This is a genomic window from Nocardioides sp. SLBN-35, from assembly GCF_006715725.1.
Taxonomy (GTDB): Bacteria; Actinomycetota; Actinomycetes; order Propionibacteriales; family Nocardioidaceae; genus Nocardioides.
The window spans coordinates 1,075,952-1,100,191 of the sequence record NZ_VFNU01000001.1 but is presented as its reverse complement, the minus strand read 5'-3'; the positions used below and the strand labels follow the sequence as shown (position 1 = coordinate 1,100,191).

19 protein-coding genes are annotated in these 24,240 nt (G+C 73.9%); 10 read left to right on the top strand and 9 right to left on the bottom strand.

The window, feature by feature from the left end; genetic code table 11:
- Window positions 1-105 precede the first annotated feature (105 nt).
- Together FBY23_RS05340 and FBY23_RS05335 are read left to right on the top strand one after the other, a co-directional pair.
- Window positions 106-2,898, top strand: coding sequence for a hypothetical protein (locus FBY23_RS05340; RefSeq protein WP_141797201.1), 2,793 nt, complete (start codon window positions 106-108; stop codon window positions 2,896-2,898).
- A gap of 9 nt (window positions 2,899-2,907) precedes the next feature.
- Complete coding sequence (locus FBY23_RS05335; RefSeq protein WP_141797200.1) at window positions 2,908-3,225, top strand: antibiotic biosynthesis monooxygenase; 318 nt, start codon at window positions 2,908-2,910, stop codon at window positions 3,223-3,225.
- On the opposite strand, the gene FBY23_RS05330 is transcribed toward FBY23_RS05335, so the two are convergent.
- The 6 genes from FBY23_RS05330 to purD are packed head-to-tail and all read right to left on the bottom strand — an operon-like array spanning window position 3,212 to window position 8,038.
- Window positions 3,212-3,604, bottom strand: coding sequence for an SRPBCC family protein (locus FBY23_RS05330; protein WP_222117732.1), 393 nt, complete (start codon window positions 3,602-3,604; stop codon window positions 3,212-3,214). The genes FBY23_RS05335 and FBY23_RS05330 overlap by 14 nt on opposite strands.
- A 5-nt stretch (window positions 3,605-3,609) precedes the next feature.
- Window positions 3,610-5,040: an adenylosuccinate lyase gene (purB, locus tag FBY23_RS05325; RefSeq protein ID WP_141797199.1), complete on the bottom strand. Its 1,431-nt coding sequence runs from the start codon at window positions 5,038-5,040 to the stop codon at window positions 3,610-3,612.
- A gap of 49 nt (window positions 5,041-5,089) precedes the next feature.
- Entirely contained in the window at window positions 5,090-5,587 is a 498-nt protein-coding gene (locus FBY23_RS05320; RefSeq protein WP_141797198.1) for a GNAT family N-acetyltransferase, read from the bottom strand.
- Complete coding sequence (locus tag FBY23_RS05315; RefSeq protein ID WP_141797197.1) at window positions 5,580-6,200, bottom strand: hypothetical protein; 621 nt, start codon at window positions 6,198-6,200, stop codon at window positions 5,580-5,582. The genes FBY23_RS05320 and FBY23_RS05315 overlap by 8 nt, the downstream gene beginning before the upstream one ends.
- Window positions 6,201-6,254: 54 nt before the next feature.
- Window positions 6,255-6,749 (bottom strand): GNAT family N-acetyltransferase, encoded by a 495-nt coding sequence (locus FBY23_RS05310; RefSeq protein ID WP_141797196.1) that lies wholly within the window; start codon window positions 6,747-6,749, stop codon window positions 6,255-6,257.
- The gene (purD, locus tag FBY23_RS05305; RefSeq protein WP_141797195.1) at window positions 6,746-8,038 is read right to left on the bottom strand and encodes a phosphoribosylamine--glycine ligase; all 1,293 of its coding nucleotides are present in this window, start codon (window positions 8,036-8,038) and stop codon (window positions 6,746-6,748) included. The genes FBY23_RS05310 and purD overlap by 4 nt, the downstream gene beginning before the upstream one ends.
- Window positions 8,039-8,126: 88 nt before the next feature.
- Here purD and FBY23_RS26810 point away from each other — a divergent pair, with 88 nt between their 5' ends.
- From FBY23_RS26810 to FBY23_RS05290, 3 genes are all read left to right on the top strand, one after another.
- Window positions 8,127-10,322: a serine/threonine-protein kinase gene (locus FBY23_RS26810; protein WP_160158167.1), complete on the top strand. Its 2,196-nt coding sequence runs from the start codon at window positions 8,127-8,129 to the stop codon at window positions 10,320-10,322.
- Complete coding sequence (locus FBY23_RS05295) at window positions 10,322-12,415, top strand: serine/threonine-protein kinase (protein ID WP_141797193.1); 2,094 nt, start codon at window positions 10,322-10,324, stop codon at window positions 12,413-12,415. Before FBY23_RS26810 ends, FBY23_RS05295 begins: the two co-directional genes overlap by 1 nt.
- A 65-nt stretch (window positions 12,416-12,480) precedes the next feature.
- Window positions 12,481-14,550 (top strand): protein kinase domain-containing protein, encoded by a 2,070-nt coding sequence (locus FBY23_RS05290; RefSeq protein ID WP_141797192.1) that lies wholly within the window; start codon window positions 12,481-12,483, stop codon window positions 14,548-14,550.
- A gap of 26 nt (window positions 14,551-14,576) precedes the next feature.
- On the opposite strand, the gene FBY23_RS05285 is transcribed toward FBY23_RS05290, so the two are convergent.
- The gene (locus tag FBY23_RS05285; protein ID WP_260805766.1) at window positions 14,577-16,451 is read right to left on the bottom strand and encodes a PAS domain S-box protein; all 1,875 of its coding nucleotides are present in this window, start codon (window positions 16,449-16,451) and stop codon (window positions 14,577-14,579) included.
- Between the two features lie 104 nt (window positions 16,452-16,555).
- The gene (locus tag FBY23_RS05280; RefSeq protein WP_141797190.1) at window positions 16,556-17,839 is read right to left on the bottom strand and encodes an adenylosuccinate synthase; all 1,284 of its coding nucleotides are present in this window, start codon (window positions 17,837-17,839) and stop codon (window positions 16,556-16,558) included.
- A gap of 320 nt (window positions 17,840-18,159) precedes the next feature.
- On the opposite strand from FBY23_RS05280, the gene FBY23_RS05275 reads away from it, so the two are divergent.
- On the top strand, window positions 18,160-19,218 hold the full coding sequence (locus tag FBY23_RS05275; RefSeq protein ID WP_141797189.1) for a GGDEF domain-containing protein: 1,059 nt from the start codon (window positions 18,160-18,162) through the stop codon (window positions 19,216-19,218).
- Window positions 19,219-19,244: 26 nt separating this feature from the next.
- Window positions 19,245-19,619: a nuclear transport factor 2 family protein gene (locus FBY23_RS05270; RefSeq protein WP_141797188.1), complete on the top strand. Its 375-nt coding sequence runs from the start codon at window positions 19,245-19,247 to the stop codon at window positions 19,617-19,619.
- A gap of 165 nt (window positions 19,620-19,784) precedes the next feature.
- On the opposite strand, the gene FBY23_RS05265 is transcribed toward FBY23_RS05270, so the two are convergent.
- Window positions 19,785-21,233, bottom strand: a complete 1,449-nt coding sequence (locus tag FBY23_RS05265; protein ID WP_141797187.1) for a carboxyl transferase domain-containing protein — start codon at window positions 21,231-21,233, stop codon at window positions 19,785-19,787.
- A 68-nt stretch (window positions 21,234-21,301) separates the two neighbouring features.
- Between FBY23_RS05265 and FBY23_RS05260 the strand changes: the two genes are divergently transcribed.
- The 3 genes from FBY23_RS05260 (at window position 21,302) to FBY23_RS25880 (ending at window position 24,151) form a co-directional block, all read left to right on the top strand.
- Entirely contained in the window at window positions 21,302-22,192 is an 891-nt protein-coding gene (locus FBY23_RS05260) for a diacylglycerol kinase family protein (protein ID WP_260805765.1), read from the top strand.
- A gap of 19 nt (window positions 22,193-22,211) precedes the next feature.
- Entirely contained in the window at window positions 22,212-23,900 is a 1,689-nt protein-coding gene (lysS, locus tag FBY23_RS05255) for a lysine--tRNA ligase (RefSeq protein ID WP_141797186.1), read from the top strand.
- A gap of 77 nt (window positions 23,901-23,977) precedes the next feature.
- A complete protein-coding gene (locus tag FBY23_RS25880) occupies window positions 23,978-24,151 on the top strand; it encodes a hypothetical protein (RefSeq protein WP_160158166.1) in 174 nt (57 codons plus the stop codon).
- The last annotated feature ends 89 nt before the right edge of the window (window positions 24,152-24,240 follow it).

Here is a 24,240-nt window from a genome sequence, read left to right as displayed (position 1 = left end):
GGGGCGATGTGGGCTCCGCGGCGTTGCCCGACGGTGGTGCGGGGGCGTTCGGTGGACTCGCCCGCAACGTGCTCGGCCTGCGGCGTCCCCGATCGGAGTCCCACCATGCCTTCTCGCCGCCGCCCGGCGATGGCCCTCGCCCTCGGCGCGGCCACCCTGCTCCTGCTGACCGGCATCGCCCCCGCGGTGGCCGACGACCCCGCGGTCCCCACGGACGGGCCGTCCGCGACGGCCGCCGAGGCCACTGCGGAGCCCACACCCGAGGCGACTCCCGAGACCACGCCCGACGCGGTTCCCACGCCCGAGGCGGCGCCGGAGCCGACGCCCGCACCGGAGTCCGCGCCGACCCCCTCGCCGACGCCCGACCCGACGCCCGACCCGAAGCCCGCCGAGGGCCGGGCGGAGCCCGCAGCCCCCGCGGCGGTCGACCCGACGGGCATCTCCCTCACCCCGTCCCCGGCCGAGCTCGCAGCCGGCGACCAGGTCGGGTTCACCGTGTGGGCGGTCGACGGCAGCGGGCAGCACCTGCACGACGTCAGCGCCGAGGCCGAGCTCGAGTTCGTCGGCGGTGCAGGGACCTGCACCGCGACGACCTGCACCACGACGACCGCCGGCTACTTCGTGATCAAGGCGACCTGGGGCGGCTTCACCAGCATCACCGGACTGCAGGTCTCGCCGGGCGAGCCGGCGGGGATCGCGCTGACCCCGGCGGCCACCACGATCGGGACCGGCCGGCTCACGACCCTGTCCGCGATGCTGTCCGACCGCCACGGCAACCCGATCTCGCCCGCCGACCTCGTCGACTTCAGCGCGGACACCGGGCTCACCTGCGACGACGACGCCAGCACCACGACGTGCACGTCGACGACGCCGGGCAGCTACACCGTCACCGCCGCGCTGCGCAGCGACCCGACCCGGACCGCCTCCGCCACGATCACGGTCGAGGAGAGCACCGAGGTGCTGACCGCGCTCGACGTCGATGCCCCCGCCAGCATCGTCGCGGGCGAGACCCTGACGCTGGTCGCCCGCGCGCAGACCGCCGGGAGCACCGTCGTCGACGTCACCGACCGGGCCACCTTCACCGTCGTCCGGCTCACCGAGACCGGCGCGGCCGACGGGTCGGGCCGGGTGCCGTGCCCGGGCGGCTCGTGCATCCTGACCGCCGCGGGGAGGTACTCCGTCTTCGCCACCCTGGACGACCTGGTGATGAACGAGCCGGTGCGCGTCGAGGTGGTGCCCGCCGCCCCGGTCGGCCTCATCCTCAGCCCCGCCACGGCCGCCGTGACGGTCGGCGCCTCGCAAGCCTTCGAGGCGGCGACCGTCGACACCTTCGGCAACCACGGGCCCGCCGCCGGTGCGACGTACGACATCGACGCACCGGGGACCTGCACCGCGAACGCCTGCACCTCGGCCACGCCCGGCACCTACACCGTCACCGCCGCGCTCGACGGTTGGACCGCGACCGCGACCCTGCAGGTGCACGCCGACGCCCACCCGAGCGAGGGCATCGCCCGGATCGAGGTGGCCGCGACCGCGCCCAGCGTCGAGGCCGGCACACCGGCCACCTTCGTGGTCCACGCCTACGACGCCGAGGACCGGCCGATCGGCACGGTCACCGACGACGCGACCCTCGAGATCGCCGGAGCGGGCAGCTGGACGACGCCGGCCGGCGAGCGGACCCTGGCATGCAGCGCCGACACCTGCACCTCCACCGTCGCCGGCGAGCACACCGTCACCGCCCATCTCGGCGACCTCAGCGCCACCACCACGATGATCGTGGTCCCCGGGCCGCTGGCCCGGAGCGGCCTGGGCCCGAGCAACGCGGTCATCCGTGCCGGTGAGACGCAGGACTTCGTCGCCGGCATCATGGACCGGTACGGCAACATCGCCGAGGCGACCCCGACGCCGTACGCCATCGACCTGGAGGCCAGCGCCGGCGCCAGCTGCACCGGCCAGACCTGTGGCTCGACCAGGCCCGGCGTCTACGTGATCCGGGTGCGCGCGGTCGACGGCACCGACATCGAGGCCGGGCCGAGCTGGCTGTTCGTCGGGATCCTGACCGTGATCCCGGGCCTGCCCCACCACCTCGGGATCGAGCCGCCGAGCACGACCGTCCCGGTCGGTACGCCGGTCGACCTGACCGCGACCGTCTACGACGAGTACGACAACCCGATCGACGACGTCACGGCCGAGACCACCTTCGTCGCCCCGGCCGGTGCGACCTGCGCGGCCAACCGGTGCTCGAGCACCGTCGCGGCGTCGTACGACGTCACGGGAAGCCGCGACGGCCTCTCGGACGTGGCCAGCCTGCGGTTCACGCCCGGCCCGGTCGACCGGGTGGTGCTCTCCCCGAGGACCGCGACCGTGACCGCGGGCCAGACCCAGGCGTTCCGGGCCGCGGGCGTCGACGCCTACGACAACGAGGTCGGCGACGTCACCGACGCCACCACGTTCACGGTGACGGCGCCCGGCTCGTGCACGGCGAACCGGTGCGGCTCCGCGCAGGCCGCCGAGCTGACCGTGACCGGCTCTTACGTCGTGCCGACGCCGCGACGGTGCTCGTGCACCGGCCTGTTCGCCGTGCTCGCCGCACCCGGCGACACCGTCATCGCGACGGCGACGCTGAGCGTCACCGCCGCCCCGGGGAGCGGCCCGGGCACGGGTGACCCGGGTGCCGGCGTACCGCAGGCGGGTGGCGGTGCCGGCGGCGGGAACGGCGGTGGCGCTGACGGTGGTCAGGATGGTCAGGACGGCGGGCAGGGTGCCGGTGCCGGGGACGCCGGTGCCCTGCCCGCGACCGGGTCGGCGGTGGCCGGATGGCAGGGCGTGCTCGGCCTCCTGCTGCTCGCCGGCGGGTTGCTCTGCGCCCGCGGCGGACGCACCCGGCGCCGTGCGTAGGCTCGAGGCATGTCCGTCGTGAAGATCAACGCCATCCAGGTCCCGCCGAACGCCGGCCCCGAGCTGGAGAAGCGGTTCGCCGCCCGCGCCGGCGCGGTCGAGGGCTCCCCCGGCTTCCTGGGCTTCCAGCTGCTCCGGCCCACCGCCGGCGAGGACCGCTACTTCGTCGTCACCCACTGGGCCGACGAAGAGTCGTTCGCCGCGTGGCGCGACGGCGATGCCCGCGCCGCGCACGCGACGCCGGAGGGCGAGGCCCCGCGCAAGCCGGTCTCGACCGGCGCCAGCCTGCTGGAGTTCGAGGTCGTGCTGGACGTCAAGCCTGCCTGAGGCGGCCCGCCGCACGACGCAGGTCGGCCACCACGGCCGGCCGGGCGCCGGCGGTGAGGAGTCTCCCCAGGCCCAGGCCCCGCACGGCGAAGTCCGCGCTCACCGTGCAGCCCCCGTCACCGGTGGCGGTGAAGCGCAGCTCGAGCCGGGCCCGGAACGGGCCGAGCTCGCCCTCCTCGACCCAGCGGTACGGCGGCTCGGCGAGCGTCGTCCGCATGCGGGGGCGCACGCCCGGGACCACGGTGACGTCGGTCCACGCGGTGCCCTGTCGTCGTACGTCAGCGACGGCGCGCAGCGAGGATTGCCACTGCGGCCGGTTGCGCGGGTCCTCGAGGTAGGCGAAGGCCCGGTCCGCGGGGACCGGGAAGGCGACCTCCACCGAGGTCAGAGGATCGCGCCCGGGTGGTAGTCGGCGGCGCCGGGGTGCGCGGCGACGACGGCCGCGACCTGGCGACAGACCTCCTGGGTCTGCGCGACCGCGGCACCGGTGAACGTGATCGGCTCGGCGACCAGCGACTGCAGCTGCTCCTCGGTGAGGCCGAGGCGCTCGTCGGCGGCGAGCTTGGCGAAGACGTCGTTCTCGGCCTGGCCCTGGCGCATCGCGAGGGCGGTGCCGACCGCGGCCTCCTTGATCGCCTCGTGCGCGCTCTCGCGGCCGACGCCGTTGCGGACCGCGGCCATCAGCACCTTGGTGGTGGCGAGGTAGGGCAGGTAGCGGTCGAGCTCGCGCTGGATGACCGCCGGGAAGGCACCGAACTCGTCGAGCACGGTGAGGAAGGTCTGGAACAGGCCGTCGACGGCGAAGAAGGCGTCGGGCAGCGCGACGCGTCGTACGACGGAGCACGAGACGTCGCCCTCGTTCCACTGGTCGCCGGCGAGCTCGCCGACCATGGACAGGTAGCCGCGGGTCACGACGGCGAGGCCGTTGACCCGCTCGCAGGAGCGGGTGTTCATCTTGTGGGGCATCGCGGACGAGCCGACCTGGCCCTCCTTGAAGCCCTCGGTCACGATCTCGTTGCCGGCCATCAGGCGGATCGTGGTGGCGAGGTTGGATGGGGCCGCGGTCAGCTGGACCAGCGCGGAGAGCACGTCGAAGTCGAGGGAGCGCGGGTAGACCTGCCCGACACTGGTGAGCACCCGGTCGAACCCGAGGTGCTGCGCGACCCGCTTCTCGAGGTCGGCGAGCTTGTTGGCGTCGCCGCCGAGCAGGTCGAGCATGTCCTGCGCGGTGCCCATCGGACCCTTGATGCCACGCAGCGGGTAGCGGCCGAGGAGGTCCTCGATCCGCTCCACCGCGATCATCAGCTCGTCGGCGACGGTGGCGAACCGCTTGCCGAGGGTGGTGGCCTGCGCCGCGACGTTGTGGCTGCGACCGGCCATGACCGTGGCCTCGTGCTCGGCGGCGAGCCGGCCGAGGCGGGCCAGGGTGGCGACCGCACGCTCGACCAGCAGCTCGAGGGACTGCTTGACCTGCAGCTGCTCGACGTTCTCGGTCAGGTCGCGGCTGGTCATGCCCTTGTGGATGTGCTCGTGCCCGGCGAGGGCCGCGAACTCCTCGATCCGCGCCTTCACGTCGTGGCGGGTGACCCGCTCGCGGGCCGCGATGCTCGCCAGGTCGACCGCGTCCGCACCCTGGTCGGCGACCTTCTCGTAGGCCTCGACGACGCCGTCGGGTACGTCGATCCCCAGGTCCTTCTGCGCCTTGAGGACGGCGATCCACAGCTGCCGCTCGAGGACGATCTTGTGCTCGGGCGACCAGATGGCGGTCAGGTCGGCGGCGGCGTAGCGGGTGGCGAGGACGTTCGGGACGGTCACGGGTGGTGATTCTCCCACGGTTGGCCCGGCCCGCCGTACTCCACGAGCGTCAGCGGACGGGACGCACCAGGACCAGCTCGCCGTCCTCGTTGCTCCCGCGCACCCCGGTGAATCCGGCCTTGGCCGCCACCCGCAGGCTCGCGGCGTTGTCGGGCGCGATCGAGGCCCGCACCCGCACGCCCGCCGCGTCGGCGCGGGCGAGCAGCGCGCCGAGCGCCTCGGTCGCCAGTCCGTACCCACGCGCCTCGGCCACCAGCCCGTAGCCCACCTCGACCTCGGGCACCTCGTCGTCGGCCGGCTGGGGCGGACCGAAGAACCCGATCGAGCCGATCACCACGCCCTGCTTGAGCGACACGATCGACCGCGGACCCCACGGGTCGCCGTCGTGCCACAGGGTGGCGGCGCCGCGGTCGTCCTCGCGGGGGAACTCCGGGTGCCAGCCCAGCAGCCGCTCGCCGGAGCGGATCGCGGTCACGGTCGGCTCGTCCCACAGCACCAGCTGCAGGCGGTCGGTACGCACGCCGGCGGGCTGAACAGGCTCAGTCATCGAGGGCCACCGCCCGGCCGTCGTAGGCGGCCAGCTGCTGGGCCACCGCCGCGAGGTCGACCCGCCAGACATCCTCCGGTCCCGGCGGCAGGATGTCGTCCCAGTCGACGACGAACGAGCCCCTGACCGCCGGCAGGCCAGCGGTGCGCGCGAGCAGCCAGACATGCAGGTGCTCGGCCCCGTCGCCGACGCGCTGCACGTGGCAGCGGGCGATGTGCTCCAGGCCCTCCACGATGCGAGCGATCCGGGTCGCCAGGACGCCGAGCTCCCCCGCCATCGCATCGTCGAGGTCGGGCAGGTCCAGGTGCGCCCACGGCTCGAGCATCAGCACGAGCGGCAGCCCGCTGCGCTCGGGAAGATGCTTGAGCCGCCACCGATCATTGGTCCAGATGACGCCGTCGGAACCGGCGTCGCAGATCCGGCAGTCCACTCCGCCGGCGCCGGCGCGCTCGCCCTCGGCACCGGGTGGCGCAAGCGGCTTGGGGGCCAGCACCCCGTCGACCACCTCCCACGGGAAGACGTCCCACGCGGCGACGTCGGGGAGGGGGACCCGGCCGTGCTCGTCGGCAGCGGCCATCACGCGGGCATGGACCTGTTCGGCGGACTCAGCCATGGCGCCACTTTGCCAGCGCCGGACGCGGCGTGCAGCGGCGCCCCACAGGGGGCCTCAATCCCCCAGCATCCGCTGCCACCACACCACGTCGATCCACCGGTCGAACTTCCGGCCGACCTCGCGCAGCACCCCCTGCCGCTCGAACCCGCACGCCCGGTGCAGGCCCTCGCTGGCGTCGTTGGGCAGCGCGATGCAGGCCAGCGCGGTGCGTACGCCGCCCGCGCGCATCCGGGCGAGCAGGTCGTCGTACAGCAGGCGCCCGAGGCCCTGGCCCGCCGCCCCCGGCGCGACGTAGACGGTCACCTCGCGGGTGCGGTCGTAGGCGCCGCGCTCGCGGTAGGGGCCGGAGTAGGCGAAGCCGACCACCTCCCCGTCGACGTCCGCGACGAGGAAGTGGTCGCCCGGATGGGTGGACGCGAGCTTCCCCTCCCATACCGAGCGCGCGGGAGGCGTGGTGTCGAACGTGGCGTGGCCGGTGCGGACCTCGTGGCCGTAGATCGCCGCGACTGCGTCGAGGTCGGCGTCGCCGGCCCGCCGGACGGTGGTCACGAGTCCTCAGCCCGGCTGAGGGACGCGCCCTCGACGACGCCGAGGGGCTCGGCCGCGATGTCGGTACGCCGCTGCATGCCCGGGAAGGAGACGAGGTCGGCGGCGGCGTAGGCGCGGGAGCGGGCGTCGGCGACGTCGTACCCGACCGCGCGCACCGCGAGCACCCGGCCGCCCGCGGTGACCAGGCGGTCGCCGTCCCCGTCGTCGACCAAGGCGGTCCCGGCGTGGATGACGTCGACGTCGGCGACCCCGTTGGCGCGACCGACGCCCGTGATGACGTCGCCCTTCGACGAGGACTCGGGGTAGCCGGCCGAGGCGAGCACGACGGTGACCGAGGCGCCGTCGCGGAACCGCGGGGCCTCCACGTCCGCCAGCCGCCCCTCGGCCGCGGCCAGGAGCAGCGAGCCGAGCGGCGACTCGAGCAGCGCGAGGACCGGCTGCACGTCCGGGTCGCCGAAGCGGCAGTTGAACTCGATGACCCGCGGGCCTGCGGCGGTGAGCGCGAGGCCGACGTACAGGCAGCCGACGAACGGCGCGCCGCGGCGGGCCATCTCGTCGAGGGTGGGCTGGACGACGGTGTCGACGACGGTTCCGGCCAGGTCGGCGGGCGCCCACGGCAGTGGGGAGTAGGAGCCCATGCCGCCCGTGTTGGGGCCGCGGCCGCCGTCGAAGATCCGCTTGAAGTCCTGCGCCGGCTGCAGCGGCCGGGTGGTGGTGCCGTCGCAGACCGCGAACAGCGACACCTCGGGCCCGTCGAGGAACTCCTCGACCACGACCCGGCCACAACCCGCCGCGTGGGCCAGCGCCTCGGCGCGGTCGAGGGTCACCACGACGCCCTTGCCGGCGGCGAGCGCGTCGTCCTTGACGACGTACGGCGCCCCGAACTCGTCGAGCGCCGCGGCGACCTCCTCGGGCGTGGTGCAGGTGCGCGACCCGGCGGTCGGCACGCCGGCGGCGGCCATCACCTCCTTGGAGAACGCCTTGGAGCCCTCGAGCTGAGCGGCGGCCCGCGACGGCCCGAAGACCGCGATCCCCGCCTCGCGTACGGCGTCCGCGACGCCCGCCACCAGCGGCGCCTCCGGCCCGACGACGACGAGGTCGGCGCCGAGCGAGCGGGCCAGGGCGGCGACGGCCGCACCGTCCATCGGGTCGACGTCGTGGAGCGTCGCGAAGGCGCCGATGCCGGGGTTGCCGGGGGCGGCGTGCACCTCGCCCACGCCGGGGTCGCGGGAGAGGGCGAGAGCCAGGGCGTGCTCGCGGCCGCCGGTGCCGATGACGAGGGTCTTCACGGACGCCGATCCTAGTGGGGGTCGGCGCCCGACCCGGCTCGGGCAGACTGTGCCCACAGACGGCTCGGGACGCGTGGAGGTTGGTCGGATGCAGGCACCGCAGGTCGGGGAGGTCCTCGGGCGCTACCGGATCGAGCGCGAGGTCGGCCGCGGCGGCATGGGCATCGTCTTCGCCGCGACGGACACCCGCCTCGGCCGGACGGTCGCGGTCAAGGTGATCACCGGGCCCCACACCGCCGACCCGCAGTTCCGCCAACGGTTCGAGGACGAGGCCGCGATGCTGGCCCGCATCGACTCGCCGTTCGTGGTCCGCCTGCTCGACCACGACAGCCAGGGGCCGAGCCCCTATCTCGTCACGCAGTACGTCGACGGGACCGACCTGGCCCGCCACGTCCGCAGTCTCGGGCCGCTGCCCGCGCGGGACGCGCTGGCGCTGTGCGCCCAGGTCGCGCGCGGGCTCGGCGCGGCGCACCGCGCCGGCATCGTGCACCGCGACCTCAAGCTCAGCAACATCCTGGTGCGCGACATCGGTACGCCGGAGCAGCACGCCTACGTCTGCGACTTCGGCATCGCGCGCGGGGACGGGCTCCCCCGCCGTACCGCCGCTGGGGTCGTCGTCGGGAGCTGGACGAACCTCGCCCCCGAGCGGACCGAGGGCACGCCCGCCACCCCGGCCAGCGACATCTACGCCCTCGGCTGCGTGCTGTGGACCTGCCTGACCGGCACGCCGCCGTACTCCGGCAGCGAGGGTGAGGTCGCGCTCGCCCACGCGCAGGCACCGGTGCCGCAGCTGCCCGGGGCCGACGCCTTCACGGCCCGCCTCAACGCCCTGCTGGCCCGGATGCTCGCCAAGCACCCGGCCGCCCGGCCCGCTGACGCGGGCGAGGTGCGCGACGAGCTCGAGCGGCTGGTCGCCGCGGCGCCGCTGTCGCCGTCGGCGGCCGCCCGGCCCACCATCGAGCGCCCCCTGCCCGCACCACCCGCGCCGCCCGCCGCACCACCCGCCGCGCCGCCCCCTCCGCCCTCGCTCCCCCCGCTCCCCGACCCTCTCTTCCGGCGCCGGCGCCGTTGGCCCTGGGCGGTCGCGGCCCTCGCCGTCGTCGTCGTGGCCGCGGGCGCCACCGGCACCGGCCTGGCCCTCCGCGACGACGAGGACCCACCGGCCCGGGCCGCCGCCGACGGCGACGCCGTGACCGGCGATCTCGACGGCGACGGGTTCGGCGACCTCGCGGTCCTCGAGCTGTCTCCACCGGACACCAGTGACTTCGACCAGCCGCCCGGCCACCTCGAGCCGCACACCCGCTGGCGACTGCTGTCCGACGGCGGCAGCTTCGGCGAGCGGACCGAGGCGTCGGCCCCCGCGCCGACCTCGTGGCCCAACGGCGTCGGCACCCTCACCCATGCCGACGTCGACGGTGACGGGCGGGCGGACCAGGTCTGGACGACGATCGACGAGGACGACCAGGCCGTCGTCGACGTGATCCCGGCGGAGGGCGACCCGTGGCACGCCAGCTGGCCCGGGGAGGGCTGGTCCAACCAGGGGCGCCCGTTGGTGGTCGACCTGAGCCAGGACGGCCGGCCCGACCTGGTCTACCTCAACGAGTTCCACGAGGACGACGAGCTGGTGATCGACGTCGCGGTGGCGAAGGGCGACGGCTTCGCGGAGCCGAAGCCCTGGCTGACGGCACCCGGCTACGCCTCGACCGAGCTCTACCTGCGCGCCGGCGACGTGGACGGCGACGGCCACGACGACATCGTCATGCAGGTCACCCGTAGCGGCAGCGCCGCCATCCTCCTCCAGACCCTCACCTCGGACGGCAAGGCCCTGCGCCGCGAGGGCACCGAGCAGCGACTCGACGTGACCGGCTACACGCGCGGGATCATGCTCGTCACCGACATCGACGGCGACGGCACCGACGAGCTGGTCCTCGCGGGCCGGCACGGTCTCGCCGCCCGCAGGCTCACCGAAGGCGTGCTCGCCGAGTCCACCCCGCTGTGGACCACTACCCCCGACCAGTACCGCGACTGGCGGTTCCGGTCGCGGGACTACCAGAACACCTACTGGGTCTCGCGCCTGTGGCAGGCCGCGGACGTCGACGGCGACGGCGACAGCGACCTCGTCAACCTGTTCCCCCAGCCGGACGGGTTCGCGCTCGAGGTCTACCGCAGCGAGGGCGGCGCCCTGGCGGCACCGGTCACGTGGGGCACCATCCCGTGCGGCCCGGCCGGGTCCGACGGGGAGCGGTGCCTCGACAATCCGCAGACCATCGAGGTCGTCCACTGATGACCGGTACGCCGCACCCTGGCGCGACCCTCGGCCGCTACCGGATCGACCGCGAGCTCGGCCGCGGCGGCATGGGCATCGTCTTCGCCGCGACCGACCTGCACCTGGGCCGCACCGTCGCCCTCAAGGTGATCACCGGGCCCTACGCCGCCGACGCGGCCTTCCTGCACCGCTTCCACGCCGAGGCGACCGTGCTCTCCTCGCTCGCCTCGCCCCACGTCATCGACATCCACGACCACGACGAGATCGACGGCACCCCGTTCATCGTGACGCAGTACGTCGACGGGCCGGACCTCGCGCAGTGGCTGGCCGTGCGCGGCGCGCTGCCCGCCGACGAGGCGCTGCGGCTGTGCGCCCAGGTCGCGCGCGGCCTGAGCGACGCCCACCGCGCCGGGGTGATCCACCGCGACGTGAAGCCGGCCAACGTGCTGCTGCGCGACCCGGGCACGCCCGACGAGCACGTCTACCTGTGCGACTTCGGCATCGCCCGCGGCGACACCGGCGGGTACACCGCCACCGGTGCGATCACTGGCACCTGGGCCTATCTCGCGCCGGAGCGCACCCGCGGTGACGCGGCGACGGTCCGCACCGACCTGTACGCCCTCGGCTGCGTGCTGTGGGCATGCCTGACCGGCGCGCCGCCGTACAACGGGTCCGACGTGCAGATCGCGATCGCCCACACCCAGTCCCCCGTCCGCCAGCTCCCCGCGACCAGCCCGTTCGCCGTCGAGCTCAACGCGTTGCTCGCGCGGCTGATGGCCAAGGACCCGCAGGACCGGCCCGCCGACGCGGCCACCGCCCGCGCCGAGATCGAGCACCTCGCGGCCGGCGCGCCCTCCGCGGTGCTGGCGCCGCCTCCCCCGCCTCCGACGGCCGCGCCGTCGACCGGACCCACGACGGCGCCGACCCAGGCTCCGCCCCCGCCACCGCCACCGGCCCCCTCCCCGCCGGCACGACGGCGGCGCTGGCCGGTCGCGGTCGCCGCAGTCACCGCCCTGGCCGTGGCCGGCGGCGGCCTGGCCGCCTGGCGGGTGCTGCGCGACGACGCGGACGCCGCCCCGGGCCCCGGCGCCCGGACGGCGACCGTGCAGGGCGACGTCGACGGCGACGGGTACGGCGACGTGGTGGTGCACGAGCCGAAGGGCGAGGGTGCCAGCGGGGTCGTGTGGACCGTCCGCTCGAACGGCGGCACCTTCCTGTCGCCCGAGTCGATGCCGGCCGAGCCGGGTGAGCCGCACCTGGCCGACGTCGACGGCGACGGCATCGCGGAGCAGGCGTGGGTCTACCGGGCGGGCGCCGAGGACGACATCCACCTGCGGACCGTCGGGAGCGAGGGCCGGATCGACCAGGCGACGATCACGGTGCCCGAGGAGATGGCAGGACTGACCGGCTCGAAGCACTTCGCCGACGTCGACGGCGACGGCGACGACGACCTGGTGGTCGACGGCAACACGGACGCGGGGCCGGTCATCGCCGTCGCGCTGTCCGACGACGGCTTCGGCGAGCTGACCCGCTGGCACGACGGCCTCGGCGCCGACTCCTCGGTGGCCGCGTTCGGGGACTTCGACGACGACGGTGACGACGACGCGGCCATGGTGCTGCTCACCGAGGGAACGCCCGACGCCGAGCACCTCACCCGCAACCTGGTCCTGCTGCGTGCCGACGACGACCACTTCACCGACGGCCCGCCGGTCGCGCTGCCGCCGTTGACCTGGAACGACGCCGCCTGGCTCGCCGGCGACGTGGACGCGAAGGGCGCCGACGAGCTGGTCGCCGTCCAGGGCGTCGGCGGCCAGGCCGGCGTCGCGACGCTCGACGGCGACGCCTTCACGCAGCTGCGGACCGCGTGGGCCGACAACGTGAGCGCGGAGGACTGGAACAAGCGGATCGCCGAGGGGCCCGCCCTCCCGCCGCACCGCTACCTGCTCTCCGACGTCGACGGCGACGACGACGCGGACCTGGTGCGGTTCGAGGGCGACTACGGCGACCGGCTCGGGGTCCTGGTCAACGGCGACGGACGGTTCGCCGACCCGGTCGACTGGGTGGACCTGCCCTGCCGCTTCTGCGAGGAGCTCCCCCAGATGGTCGACTGACGTCCCGTGTCTCCCGTGGGGCACACTGGCCCGCGTCTGACCACTCGACTCGGGAGAGAGACCTCATGCGCGTGCCCAACGTCGGCGAGCAGCTCGGCCGCTACCAGCTCGACCGCGTGCTCGGCCGCGGCGGGATGGGCGTGGTGTTCGCGGCGACCGACCCGCGGCTGCAGCGCACCGTCGCGCTCAAGGTGATCACCGGCACCCTGGCCTCCTCCCACGAGTTCCGCCAGCGCTTCCAGGCCGAGGCCGCGGCCCTGGCCCGGCTCGACTCTCCCCACGTGATCGCGATCCACGACCACGACGAGGTCGACGGGACGCCGTACATCGTCACGCAGTACGTCGACGGGCGCGACCTGTGGAGCTGGCTGCGTGAGCACGGCCCGATGCCGGCGCGGCAGGCGCTCGGGCTGTGTGCCCAGCTCGCCCGCGGCCTGGCCGACGCGCACCGGGTCGGGGTGGTGCACCGCGACGTGAAGCCGTCGAACGTGCTGATCCGCGATCCCGGCACCCCCGAGCAGCACGCCTACCTGTGCGACTTCGGCATCGCCCGTGCCGAGGGGATCGAGGGGCCCGCCCCGACGGCCGCGGGCTCGGTCGCCGGCACCTGGACCTACCTGTCCCCCGAGCGCGCGGAGGGCCTGCCCGCGACGCCGTCGAGCGACGTCTACGCCCTCGGCTGCGTGCTGTGGGCCTGCCTGACGGGGCACGAGCCCTACCAGGGCAGCGACGTGCAGGTCGCGCTCGCCCACCAGCAGGCGCCGATCCCCCGCCTGGCCGGGGACTCCGCGTTCACCGCCGACCTCAACGCCGTGATCGGCAGGGCACTGGCCAAGGACCCGACCCAGCGCTACGCGGACGCCACGTCCTTCCGCGAGGACCTCGAGCGCCTCGCCGCCGTCGCCCCGCCCGACGCCCAGGAGGCTCCGCCGTCCCCGACCGACACCGGGACCACCGGGACCTCCGTGCGGCCCGCGGCGTCGGCCGTACGACGCCGGTCGCGGTGGCCGCTCGCCGTCGCCGGCGTCGTGGCCCTGGCGCTCGTCGCGGGCGGCGCCGCGTGGCTGGTCGGCCGCGACGACGCCCCGGCCGCGGAGGGCAAGGCGGACGAACCGGCTCCGGTGATCGCGGGCGACGTCACCGGCGACGGGTACGGCGACGTGCTCATCCACCAGACCCGCTTCGAGTCGCTCAACCCGCTCTCGGTCTTCACCGTGGCGTCGACCGGGATGCGGTTCGGCTCGCCGCAGCGGGCCGGCGCGCAGGTCGGCTACCCGTTCTTCGCCGACGTCGACGGCGACCGGGCCCGCGACGTCGTCTGGCTCGACGAGGACGACGACCGGATGGCGATCACCGTCGTACCCGGCGACGGTGAGACGTGGTCGACCGAGCTCGACCTCGACCCCGCCTTCGACATCAAGCCCTACAGCGCGACGGCCGGCGACCTCGACGGCGACGGCCGCGACGACCTGGTCCTCTACGGCGACGAGACCGACGAGCGGGACGGGCTGTACGTCGCCCTGGCCCGGGACCGAGGGTTCGCCGCCCCCGAGCAGTGGTACTCCTCCGACCTCTCCAGCAGCCTTCCCCGAGTCGGCGACTTCGACGGGGACGGGAAGGTCGAGGTCATCTGCTTCGGCGAGAACCCCGCGGGCGACGACACGGTGCGCCTGCTGCGTCCCGAGGACGGCCGGTTCGTCATGGTCGCCGAGAAGGTCCTCGGCGGCGCCGGTGTCGCGCCGCTGCTGGCCGAGTGGCTCGTCGGCGACGTCGACGGCGACGGCACCGACGAGCTCGTGGCCCCCAACGCGACCGGCCGCGTCATCTTCGTCTACGAGATCGCCGACGACGCCTTCCAGCCCCGCACCCGCTGGCACGCGACCCCTGTCCCCCGGGAGCAGGCGCGCAAGAACGCATGGGACAGCGGCGTCGCCGGGAGCGCGCTCAGCGACGTCGACGGCGACGGCGACGACGACCTCGTCGAGCTGCGCTACACCGCCAACGACAACGGCCCCGACGACCCGCTCGTCCTGTGGGTGATGCTGTCCGACGGGGCGTCGTTCGGTGACGCCCAGGAGTGGGGTGGGCTGGACTGCTCGCCCGAGTGCGAGGACGGGTTCGACCTCGTCGACTGAGCCCGGGCGTGCCGGCGTGCCGGGCGTCAGGACCGCGGGATCTGCGGCTGGGTCGGCAGGTCGATGACGAACGCCGGGCGGCCGGACCCGTCGTCGAGGTAGCTCGCCTCGCCTCCGTGGAGGCGCGCGATCTCGCGCACGAGGTAGAGCCCGAGCCCGGTCCCGGCGGTCGGGCCGGCGTGGGCGAACCGCTCGAAGAGGCGGTCCACCAGCCGGGGCTGGACGCCGGAACCCGCGTCGCTGACGACGATCCTGATCCCGCGCTCCGCCCGCTCCCCCGACACGGCGACCGGCGGGCGCCCGTGGCGCAGGGCGTTCTCGAGCAGGTTGTCGAGTGCCTGCCCGAGCCGCAGGGGGTCCGCGACGAGCTCGACGTCCTGGTCGACCCGCACCTGGATGCGGGCGGCGGCGCCGTGGGCGGCGCGGACCCGGTCGGCCGACGTGGTCAGGACATGGCGCAGCGACATCGGCTCCGGGGACAGGGCCAGCGCCTCGGTCTGCACGTCCGAGGCCGTGCCGAGGTCCGAGATCAGCCGTTGCAGCCGCAGCGCGCTCGAGGCCATCGCCTCGAGCAGCTTGCGGCGCTCCTGCGGGTCGAGGTCGCCGTCGTCGCGCAGCATCCCGACCGCACCCTCGATCACGGCCGCGGGCGTGCGCAGCTCGTGGGCGGTCACCGTCAGCAGGTGGGCCTGCTGCTCGAGCGCCCGGCGTCGCTCCTCCTCGTGAGCCCGCTGCTCGCTCTGGTCACGGGTGACCTTGGCGAACCCGCGGTGCCGACCGGCGTCGTCGTACACCGCCGTGATGACGACGCGGGCCCAGAAGGTGCTCCCGTCGCGTCGGACCCGCCAGCCCTCCTCGGCATACACCCCGTCGCGCAGTGCCATCTCCAGGTTGTGCTCGGGATGGCGGGAGAGCCGGTCGCCCTCGGGATAGAAGACCCGGAAGTGCTGGCCGACGATCTCCTCTGCCGGGTAGCCCTTGATGTACGCCGCGCCGGCGTTCCAGCTCGCGACCCGGCCGTCGGGATCGAGCATGAAGATGGCGTAGTCCTTGACCGCGGTGACGAGCAGGCGGAAGTCCTCCTCGCTGCGCCGCAGCGCGAGCTCGGTCGTGACGTCCTGGACCTGCGCGAAGACGTAGAGCGCGTCGCCGCGGGAGTCGCGGACCGGAGTCAGCGTGAGCCGAGCGGTGCGGACGTGCTCGGTCCCGATGGGGTGGTCGAACGAGACGACCGACTCCCCGCTGTCGGTGACGCGGGCCAGGGCGTCGTCCAGCTGGTCGCCGTGCTCACGGGTCAGGACGCCGTAGTCGAGGCCGACCAGGTCCTGCGCGGGCCGGCCGACCATCTCGACGAGTGCGCGGTTGGCCCGGACGATGCTGCCGTTGAGGGTCATCGTCGCCATCCCGATGGTGGCCTGGTCGAAGACCTCCCGGTAGCGCTCGAGGTGCTCGTCGAGCACGCGCTGGGCCTGCGGCGCCGGGTCGTCGAGTCGCGCGAGGCGCAGCGGGCGGCCGCGGGGACCGGACGGGACCGGCGGCGCCAGCGGGTCGGCGACGTGGCTCCACAGGCGGTCCACGAGGACGTCGAGCGGCGCCGACTTCTCGACGAAGTCCGTGGCCCCCAGCTCTCGCGCGCGGTCGGCGAGCCCGGCGGCCCCGAACCCGGTGTACATGACGACCTTGCTCTCCGGCGAGACCGCCAGCACCAGCGGCAGGCACTCCAGGCCGTCGAGCACCGGCATCGAGGTGTCGAGCAGCACGAGGTCGGGCTGGTGCTCGTGCGCCAGCATCAGCGCCGCGCCGCCGTCACCGCCCTCGCCCACCACGTCGAACAGGCCCGACGCCCGGAGCCGCGCGCCCACGACGGCGCGCAACTCCGGTGAGTCGTCAACGATCAGCACCCTCGCCTGTTGCGCCACCCCACACCCTCACGTCCCCTGGGTCCCCACGTCCGACGTGAGGTGCCCCGGAAAGGGGATCCCATACCCCCCCGGGGGGAGAGATGTCAGCGCAGGGCGTGCCGGACGACCGCCTGCTCGCGCTCGGGACCGACGCCGACGACCGAGATCCTCGCCCCGGAGCGCTCCTCGACGAACTCGACGTACGCCTGCGCCGCCTTGGGCAGGTCCTCGAACGACCGGCACCCGGAGATGTCCTCGGTCCAGCCGGGGAGGTTCTCGTAGATCGGCACGGCGTGGTGGAAGTCGGTCTGGTTGACCGGCATCTCGTCGTGGCGCACCCCGTCGACGTCGTAGGCGACGCAGACAGGGAGCTCGGCCAGGCCGGTGAGGGTGTCGAGCTTGGTGAGCACGAAGTCGGTGACGCCGTTGACCCGCGCGGCGTAGCGGGTGATCACGGTGTCCATCCAGCCGCAACGGCGCGGGCGGCCGGTGGTGGTGCCGTACTCCCAACCGGCCTTGCGCAGGAACTCGCCGTTGTCGTCGTGCAGCTCGGTCGGGAAGGGGCCCTCGCCGACGCGCGTGGTGTAGGCCTTCGCGATGGCGATCACCTGGTCGATCCGGGTCGGCGGGATGCCGGTGCCGGTGCAGGCGCCGGCCGAGACCGCGCTGCTGGAGGTCACGAACGGGTAGGTGCCGTGGTCGACGTCGAGCAGGGTGGCCTGGCCGGCCTCCATCAGCACCACGTCGCCCCGGTCGAGCGCGTCGTTGAGCAGCAGCCCCGTGTCGCAGACGTACGGCGCCAGCCGCTCCGCGTGCGCCAACAGGCCCTCGACGGTCTGCTCGACCGAGGGGGCGCGGCGGTTGTAGATCTTGGTGAGGATCTGGCCCTTGAGCTCGAGGGCGCCCTCGACCTTCTGGGTGAGGATCTTCTCGTCGAACAGGTCCTGGACCCGGATGCCGATCCGGTTCATCTTGTCGGCGTACGTCGGGCCGATGCCGCGGCCCGTCGTACCGATCCGGCGGGAGCCGAGGAAGCGCTCGGTGACCTTGTCGATGGTCCGGTTGTAGTCGGCGATGACGTGCGCGTTGGCGCTGAGCTTGAGCTTGCTCGTGTCGACGCCGCGGCCCTCGAGGCCGTCGATCTCCTGGAACAGCACGTCGATGTCGACGACGACACCGTTGCCGATGACCGGCGTGCAGCCGGGCGTGAGGATGCCGCTGGGCAGCAGGTGGAGGGCGTACTTCTCGTCACCGATGACGACCGTGTGGCCGGCGTTGTTGCCGCCGTTGAACTTCACGACGTAGTCGACCTGGCTGCCGAGGTGGTCGGTCGCCTTGCCCTTGCCCTCGTCGCCCCACTGGGCTCCGACGATCACGATTGCAGGCATCTTGGTTGCTCCTTCGCACGGACGGAGTCCCTCCGTCCCGGCGTACCGGGTCGGCTGCTCAACGCACCACTTGTTCTCTTGCTGGTGTCGGACAAGCGAGAAGCCCCGGCAAGGACCGGGGCTCTTGCGGCGTCACGTTACCAAAACGCGATCCAAGACCGGCTTTCGGCAGTGCCGGTCTAGTCCGGTCGCACCACGGCGCGCCGACGATCGGTCCGGATGTCCGGGTGGTGGTGCCGGGCCTGCGCGATCACCGGATCCGCACGCTCCTCCCCGCTTACCGTCGAACTCCGACCGTCCTCACCTGTCTCGGATGCCCCATGAACGTCGTCCACTGGATGCAGCCCCGCAGCCACCGCGCCGCCGCCCGTTCCGTCTCGACGCTGTGCGCGGTCGGCGCCGGCGTGGCGGTCCTCACCGCGCCCCTGCAGCACGAGGACCTCGGCCGGTCCGGGATCGCGGTCGCGGGCGGTCTGGTGGCGCTGGTGATCGCGTTCAGCATCCTGGCGCGCCGGTTCGACGAGCGGCACCGCCTCGGCTGGGCGTTCGGGCCGCTGCTCGCCGTCGGGGCCCTGGCCGCGATCGACCTGCTGACCCACGACAGCGGCGTCTCGGCACAGGCCTTCTTCCTCTTCCCGGCGCTGTACGGCGCCTCCCAGCTGCGCCCGCCCGGCGCAGCCCTGCTGACCGCGGCGTCCGTGGGTGGCGAGCTGGTCGTCGTCCTCACCCAGCTGCCGGCGCGCGCGGCCGTCGTGGACGCCGTCTACGTGAGCGCCGCCCTCGTCACCTCCGCGGTCCTGCTGGCCGTGGCCAGCGAGCGGCACGCCCGCATGGTCGCCCAGCTCGAGCGGATGGCGGCGGTCGACCCGCTCACCGGCCTGTCGACGCGACGGGTGCTCGAGAAGGCCGCGGCGTCCGCACTGTCCGGCGCGCACAGCGACGCCGGCACCGCACTCGTCCTCATCGACGTCGACCACTACAAGGCGATCAACGACGGGCACGGCCACCCCGCGGGAGACGAGGTGCTGGTGCAGCTCGCCGGCCTGCTGCTCGAGCACAGCCGCCCGACCGATGTCGTGTGCCGCCTCGGCGGCGACGAGATCGCCGTGCTGCTCCCGGGATGTGGCCTCGACGCGGCCCTCGCCCGCGCCGAGGAGATCCTGGCCGCCGTACGCGACCGGACGTTCGTCGTCGGCGACGGCACCCAGCTCGACGTCTCGGTCAGCCTCGGCTGCGCCCACATGCCCACCCATGGCGACGACCTGCGGTCCCTGTACTCCGCCGCCGACGCCGCGCTCTACGAGGCCAAGCAGTCCGGTCGCGGGCGGGTCGGCACGACTGACGCCCTCACCGAAGGCGCATCCCCTATGCTCAACTAGAACGTGTTCTAGATCTAGGAGCAGCCATGGGCGCCAGCCGCGAGACCATCCTCGAGACCATCCAGAAGTACGTCGACCTCGTCGCGACCGGCTCCTCGGCCGACGTCGTGGCGTTGTACGCCGACGGCGCCACCCTCGAGGACCCGGTCGGCTCCGACGTACTGACTACCCGCGAGCAGATCGCGTCGTTCTACGGCACCCTCGACGGCCTCGAGCAGTCCGGCCGCCTGCTGTTCGCCCGCGTCGCCGGCAACGAGGCCGCCTTCTCCTTCGAGCTGGCCACCAAGGCCGGCGACCAGACGTTCACCCTCGCCCCGATCGACGTGATGACCTTCGACGACGACGGCCGGATCACCAGCATGCGGGCGTTCTGGTCCGGCGAGGACATGGCCGTCAGCTGACTGTTCCGGCCTCGCCGACCCGGCACAAAGTGGTCCGGATCTTCCGCTGACCCGGCGCAGAGTGGCGCCGGAAACGCGCCGACCCGGCAGAAAGTGCCTCATGAGCAAGACACTTTCTGCCGGGTCGGCGGGATTTCAGAGCAGTTCGAGCCGGGTCGGCGGGCGTTAGGAGCCAGTTCGAGCCGGGTCGGCGAGGCGGGCGGCGATCTCCGCGACGACGGCCCGGGCGAGGGTCTCGGGGGTGTCGCCGTCGGTCTCGGGGACGACGCCGTGGACGTCGCCGTCCGCGAGCAGGTCGAGCGCGCCGACCTTCTGCTGGGCGGCCATCTCGGCGGCCCGCGACGGCTCGCCGTGGACGATGACGCTCGCGCCCTCGGGCGGGAGTGGCGAGAGCCAACCGCGCTCGGTCGCGAGCACCGTCTTCGCGGGCAGCAGCGCGAGCGCGCCTCCGCCGCAGCCCTGGCCGAGGATCACCGAGACGGTCGGCACGGTCATGGTCACCAGCCCGGCGATGCAGCGGGCGATCTCGCCCGCCATCGCGCCCTCCTCGGCGTGCTGCGACAGCTCGGCGCCGGGGGTGTCGATCACGGTGACCAGCGGCAGCCGCAGCTCCTCGGCGAGCTCCATCGCCCGCCGGGCCTCGCGCAGCGCACCCGGCCCCATCGGGGTCGCCGGTGTCTGGCGGGAGCGGTCCTGGCCGACCAGGACGCACGGCTGGCCGTCGAGGCGGGTCAGCGCGATGAGCACCGAGTCGTCACGCTCGCCCTCGTCGGTGCCCTTGAGCCGCAGCGTGCTGGCGGCGCCGTACCTGATCAGGTCCCGTACGCCGACCCGCCCCGGCGCCCGGGTCGCCTCGATGTCCTCCCAGACCGGGTGGTCCAGGGTGGTGCCGCGGGTGACCGGATCGCGCCGGTCGAGCTCGGGCGACGACGGCGGGTCGACGAGCACGCCGAGGGCGTGGTCGACGAGCGCCGGGATGCTCTCCACGGGGATGACCGCGTCGATGACACCGTGGGCGGCGAGGTTCTCGGCCAGCTGGACGCCCTCGGGGAACGGGCGGCCGTTGAGCGCTTCGTAGACCTTCGGGCCGAGGAAGCCGACCAGAGCGCCCGGCTCGGCGACCGTGACATGCCCGAGCGAGCCCCACGACGCGTAGACGCCGCCCGTGGTGGGGTGGCGCAGGTGGACGAGGTACGGCAGGCCGGCGGCGCGGTGCTCCATCAGCGCCCGCGAGATCTCGACCATCTGCACGAACGCCCGGGTGCCCTCCTGCATCCGGGTGCCGCCCGACGACGTGCTCGCCAGCACCGGCAGGCCCTCCGCCGTCGCCCGGCGTACGGCGGCCGCGATCCGGGTCGCCGCCGCGACGCCGATCGAGCCGGCCAGGAAGCGGAACTCGTTGACCACGAACGCCACCGGCCGCCCGCGCACCGTGCCGCGGCCGGTCAGCACCGACTCGTCCGTCCCGGCCTTCTCCGCGGCGGCGCGCAGCTCGGCCCGGTAGACCTCGCCGTGCCCGCTGATGTCGACCGGCGTGTCCCACGACTCGTAGGAGCCCTCGTCCAGGACGAGGTCGATCAGCTCGCGGGCGGTCCAGCGTCGGGGCGTGCTCATGACGCGGATACAACCACGGCCGCGCCCGGGGTACGTCGGCAAGTTCTGCCAATGCCTAGGGTGGGCGCGTGGCCACGAGACTGCTGCTGATCACCAACGGCGAGGCCGGTACGGCGGACCGGGAGGCCGTCGACGCCGCGCTCGCGGTGCTCCGGGAGGGCGCCGAGGTCGAGGTGGCCGCCACCTCCTCCGAGGATGAGCTCGACGACGTGCTGGAGGACGCGGGCGACCGCAGGATCGTGGTTGCCGGCGGGGACGGCAGCATCCACGCGGTGGTGCAGGCGCTGCACTCCCGCGGCGACCTGGCCGGCAGGGAGCTCGCCCTGGTCCCGCTCGGGACCGGCAACGACTTCGCCCGCACGCTCGGCCTGCCGCTCGAGCCCGAGGAGGCGGCGCGGGTGGTGCTGGCGGGCACCCCGCGGCCCACGGACCTGGTCGTCGACGAGGACGGCCAGGTGACCGTCAACAGCGTGCACCTCGGCGCCGGCGCGGAGGCGGGCAAGCGGGGTGCGCGGTGGAAGGAGCGGCTGGGCCGGGTGGGCTACCCGATCGGGGCGCTGCAGACCGCGATCAACCCGCCGAGCCTGCGGGTCCGGGTGGAGGTCGACGGCGAGGTGGTCGTCGACGTCGACCAGCCGGTGCTCATGGTGGCCGTCGGCAACGGCGCCTCGGTCGGCGGCGGCACCGAGCTCACCCCCGACGCCGAGCCGCACGACGGCGAGGTCGACGTGCTGATCGCGACGCCGCGCGGTCCTCTCGCACGGCTGGGCTACCTGGTCCGGCTCCCGTTCGCACGGCACGAGGAGCACCGCGACGTCCGGATCCTGCGGGGCCGCACGGTGCGGGTCAGCGGGACCGCGTTCGAGTGCAACAGCGACGGCGAGATCGACGGGCCGGTGCGGTCGCGGACGTGGCGGGTGCAGCCGGCGGCGTACGCGATGGTGGTCCCCCACCTCTAGCGCAATAGGCTTGGGCGCCGTGGCACGTGGACAGAGCAACCAGCAGCAGGACCCCGCCGACTGGGTGACCCGGACCGCCGACCTGGCGCTGCGGCACGCCGAGCAGGTCAACGGCGGCACCCTGCCCGACCTGGTCACCTGCGCGTCCGGGATCAGCCCGTCCGGGCCGATCCACCTCGGCAACCTGCGCGAGTTCCTCACCGTCCACTTCGTGGCCGAGGAGATCCGGCGCCGCGGCATCAACGTGCGCCACCTGCACAGCTGGGACGACTACGACCGGTTCCGCAAGGTGCCGGCCGGCATCGACACCGCCTGGAACGAGCACATCGGCCGCCCGCTGTCCGCCGTCCCCGACCCGACGGGCGAGTTCGCCAACTGGGGCGAGCGCTACAAGGCGCCCCTGCGTGCCGCGCTCGTCGAGATGGGCTGCGACATGGTCGAGGTCGACCAGACCGCGATGTACCGCTCCGGCGCCTACCGGGAGCAGGTGCTCACCGCGATCCGCAAGCGCGACGAGATCGAGGCCGTGATGGCGCGCTTCCGCACCAAGAAGGTCGAGAGCGGCGACGCCCCGGACGCCGATGAGGACGAGGGCCACGGCGCCAGCGAGGACCTCGCCCGGTTCCCCTACAAGCCGTACTGCCGCGGTTGCGGACGCGACACGGTCACCCTGACGTCCTACGACGACGAGACGACCGACCTCGCCTACACCTGCGACGTGTGCGGCGACTCCTACGTCACCAACGTCGCCACGCAGGACGAGGGCAAGCTGGTCTGGAAGGTCGACTGGCCGATGCGCTGGACCTTCGAGGGCGTGCACTTCGAGCCCGGCGGCGTCGACCACGCCTCGCCCGGTTCGTCGTACACCGTCGGCAAGGAGATCGTGGGCCCCATCTTCGGCGGCACCGCCCCGTCGTTCGTCGGCTACTCGTTCGTCGGCGTCGCCGGCATGCCGAAGATGTCGTCGTCCAAGGGCGGCGTGCCCACCGCGGCCGAGGCGCTGCGGATCCTCGAGGCGCCGATCCTGCGCTGGCTCTACGCGCGCCGGCAGCCCAAGCAGGCGTTCAACGTCGACTTCGGGCAGGAGGTGCTGCGCCTGTACGACGAGTGGGACGCCCTGACGAAGAAGGCCGCGATCCCGGAGAAGCGGGACGCCGCCGTGCTCGCCTGGGAGCGGGCCTCCGCGACGTCGACGGCGGGCACGCTGCCGACCCCGGCGGTCGTCGTACCGTTCCGGATGCTGTCGTCGGTCGCCGACGTCACCGCCGGCTCGCGGGAGATCACCGCGCGCACCGTCGGCGCCTCGGAGGCGGACCTCGAGCCGCGGCTGGCGAAGGCCGCCACCTGGATCACCGAGTACGTCGACCCGGAGGAGCGCACGACGGTCCGCGAGGCCGCCGACACCGACCGGCTGGCGTCGCTGTCGGAGCAGGAGGAGGCGTGGCTCGGGCTCCTGGTCAAGCGGCTCGCGGCCGCCTTCGACGCCGCCGACCAGGTCGACGGGCTCACCACGGTGATCTACGGCGTGCCCAAGATCGCCCGCGGGCTGACGCTCGACGACGCCCCGACCGACGAGGTCAAGGCCGACCAGAAGGCGTTCTTCAAGCTGCTCTACCACCTGCTCGTCGACGCCGAGCGTGGTCCGCGGCTGCCCACGCTGTTCGCCGCCCTGGGGCACGACAAGGTGCGCTCGCTGCTCGTTCCCTGAGGATTTCTCCGAAATCCGCGTGATGAACGCCGCCGGACCCCGTCCGGACTGGTGAACGTCTCGGACAAGGAGCTCTCATGCGAACCACGCCCATGACCCAGAAGCACCGCGCGACGGAGCCGGTGCCGGCGGCCGACCGCCCCGCCGCGACCCGCGCCCACCGGGGCTCGCGAGCCACGGACCTGCCGATCGCGGCCGCGCTCGGCCTGATCCTGTTGGTCGTCGCGGCCTGGTTGGCCGTGCGGGGCTGACGTGAAGCTCTGGCTGCCGTCGCTCGGCGCGGCGCTGAACGCTCTGGTCATCGCCCCGGTCCGGCGGCTCGTGCGTCACTGACGAGCCG

What these genes read in the sequence shown, in the direction of transcription:
- FBY23_RS05340 (WP_141797201.1), top strand. Translation starts at nt 106, where the DNA reads ATGCCTTCTCGCCGCCGCCCGGCGATGGCCCTCGCCCTCGGCGCGGCC.
- FBY23_RS05335 (WP_141797200.1), top strand. Translation starts at nt 2,908, where the DNA reads ATGTCCGTCGTGAAGATCAACGCCATCCAGGTCCCGCCGAACGCCGGC.
- FBY23_RS05320 (WP_141797198.1), bottom strand. Translation starts at nt 5,587, where the DNA reads ATGACTGAGCCTGTTCAGCCCGCCGGCGTGCGTACCGACCGCCTGCAG.
- FBY23_RS05315 (WP_141797197.1), bottom strand. Translation starts at nt 6,200, where the DNA reads ATGGCTGAGTCCGCCGAACAGGTCCATGCCCGCGTGATGGCCGCTGCC.
- FBY23_RS26810 (WP_160158167.1), top strand. Translation starts at nt 8,127, where the DNA reads ATGCAGGCACCGCAGGTCGGGGAGGTCCTCGGGCGCTACCGGATCGAG.
- FBY23_RS05295 (WP_141797193.1), top strand. Translation starts at nt 10,322, where the DNA reads ATGACCGGTACGCCGCACCCTGGCGCGACCCTCGGCCGCTACCGGATC.
- FBY23_RS05290 (WP_141797192.1), top strand. Translation starts at nt 12,481, where the DNA reads ATGCGCGTGCCCAACGTCGGCGAGCAGCTCGGCCGCTACCAGCTCGAC.
- FBY23_RS05280 (WP_141797190.1), bottom strand. Translation starts at nt 17,839, where the DNA reads ATGCCTGCAATCGTGATCGTCGGAGCCCAGTGGGGCGACGAGGGCAAG.
- FBY23_RS05275 (WP_141797189.1), top strand. Translation starts at nt 18,160, where the DNA reads ATGAACGTCGTCCACTGGATGCAGCCCCGCAGCCACCGCGCCGCCGCC.
- FBY23_RS05270 (WP_141797188.1), top strand. Translation starts at nt 19,245, where the DNA reads ATGGGCGCCAGCCGCGAGACCATCCTCGAGACCATCCAGAAGTACGTC.
- FBY23_RS05265 (WP_141797187.1), bottom strand. Translation starts at nt 21,233, where the DNA reads ATGAGCACGCCCCGACGCTGGACCGCCCGCGAGCTGATCGACCTCGTC.
- FBY23_RS25880 (WP_160158166.1), top strand. Translation starts at nt 23,978, where the DNA reads ATGCGAACCACGCCCATGACCCAGAAGCACCGCGCGACGGAGCCGGTG.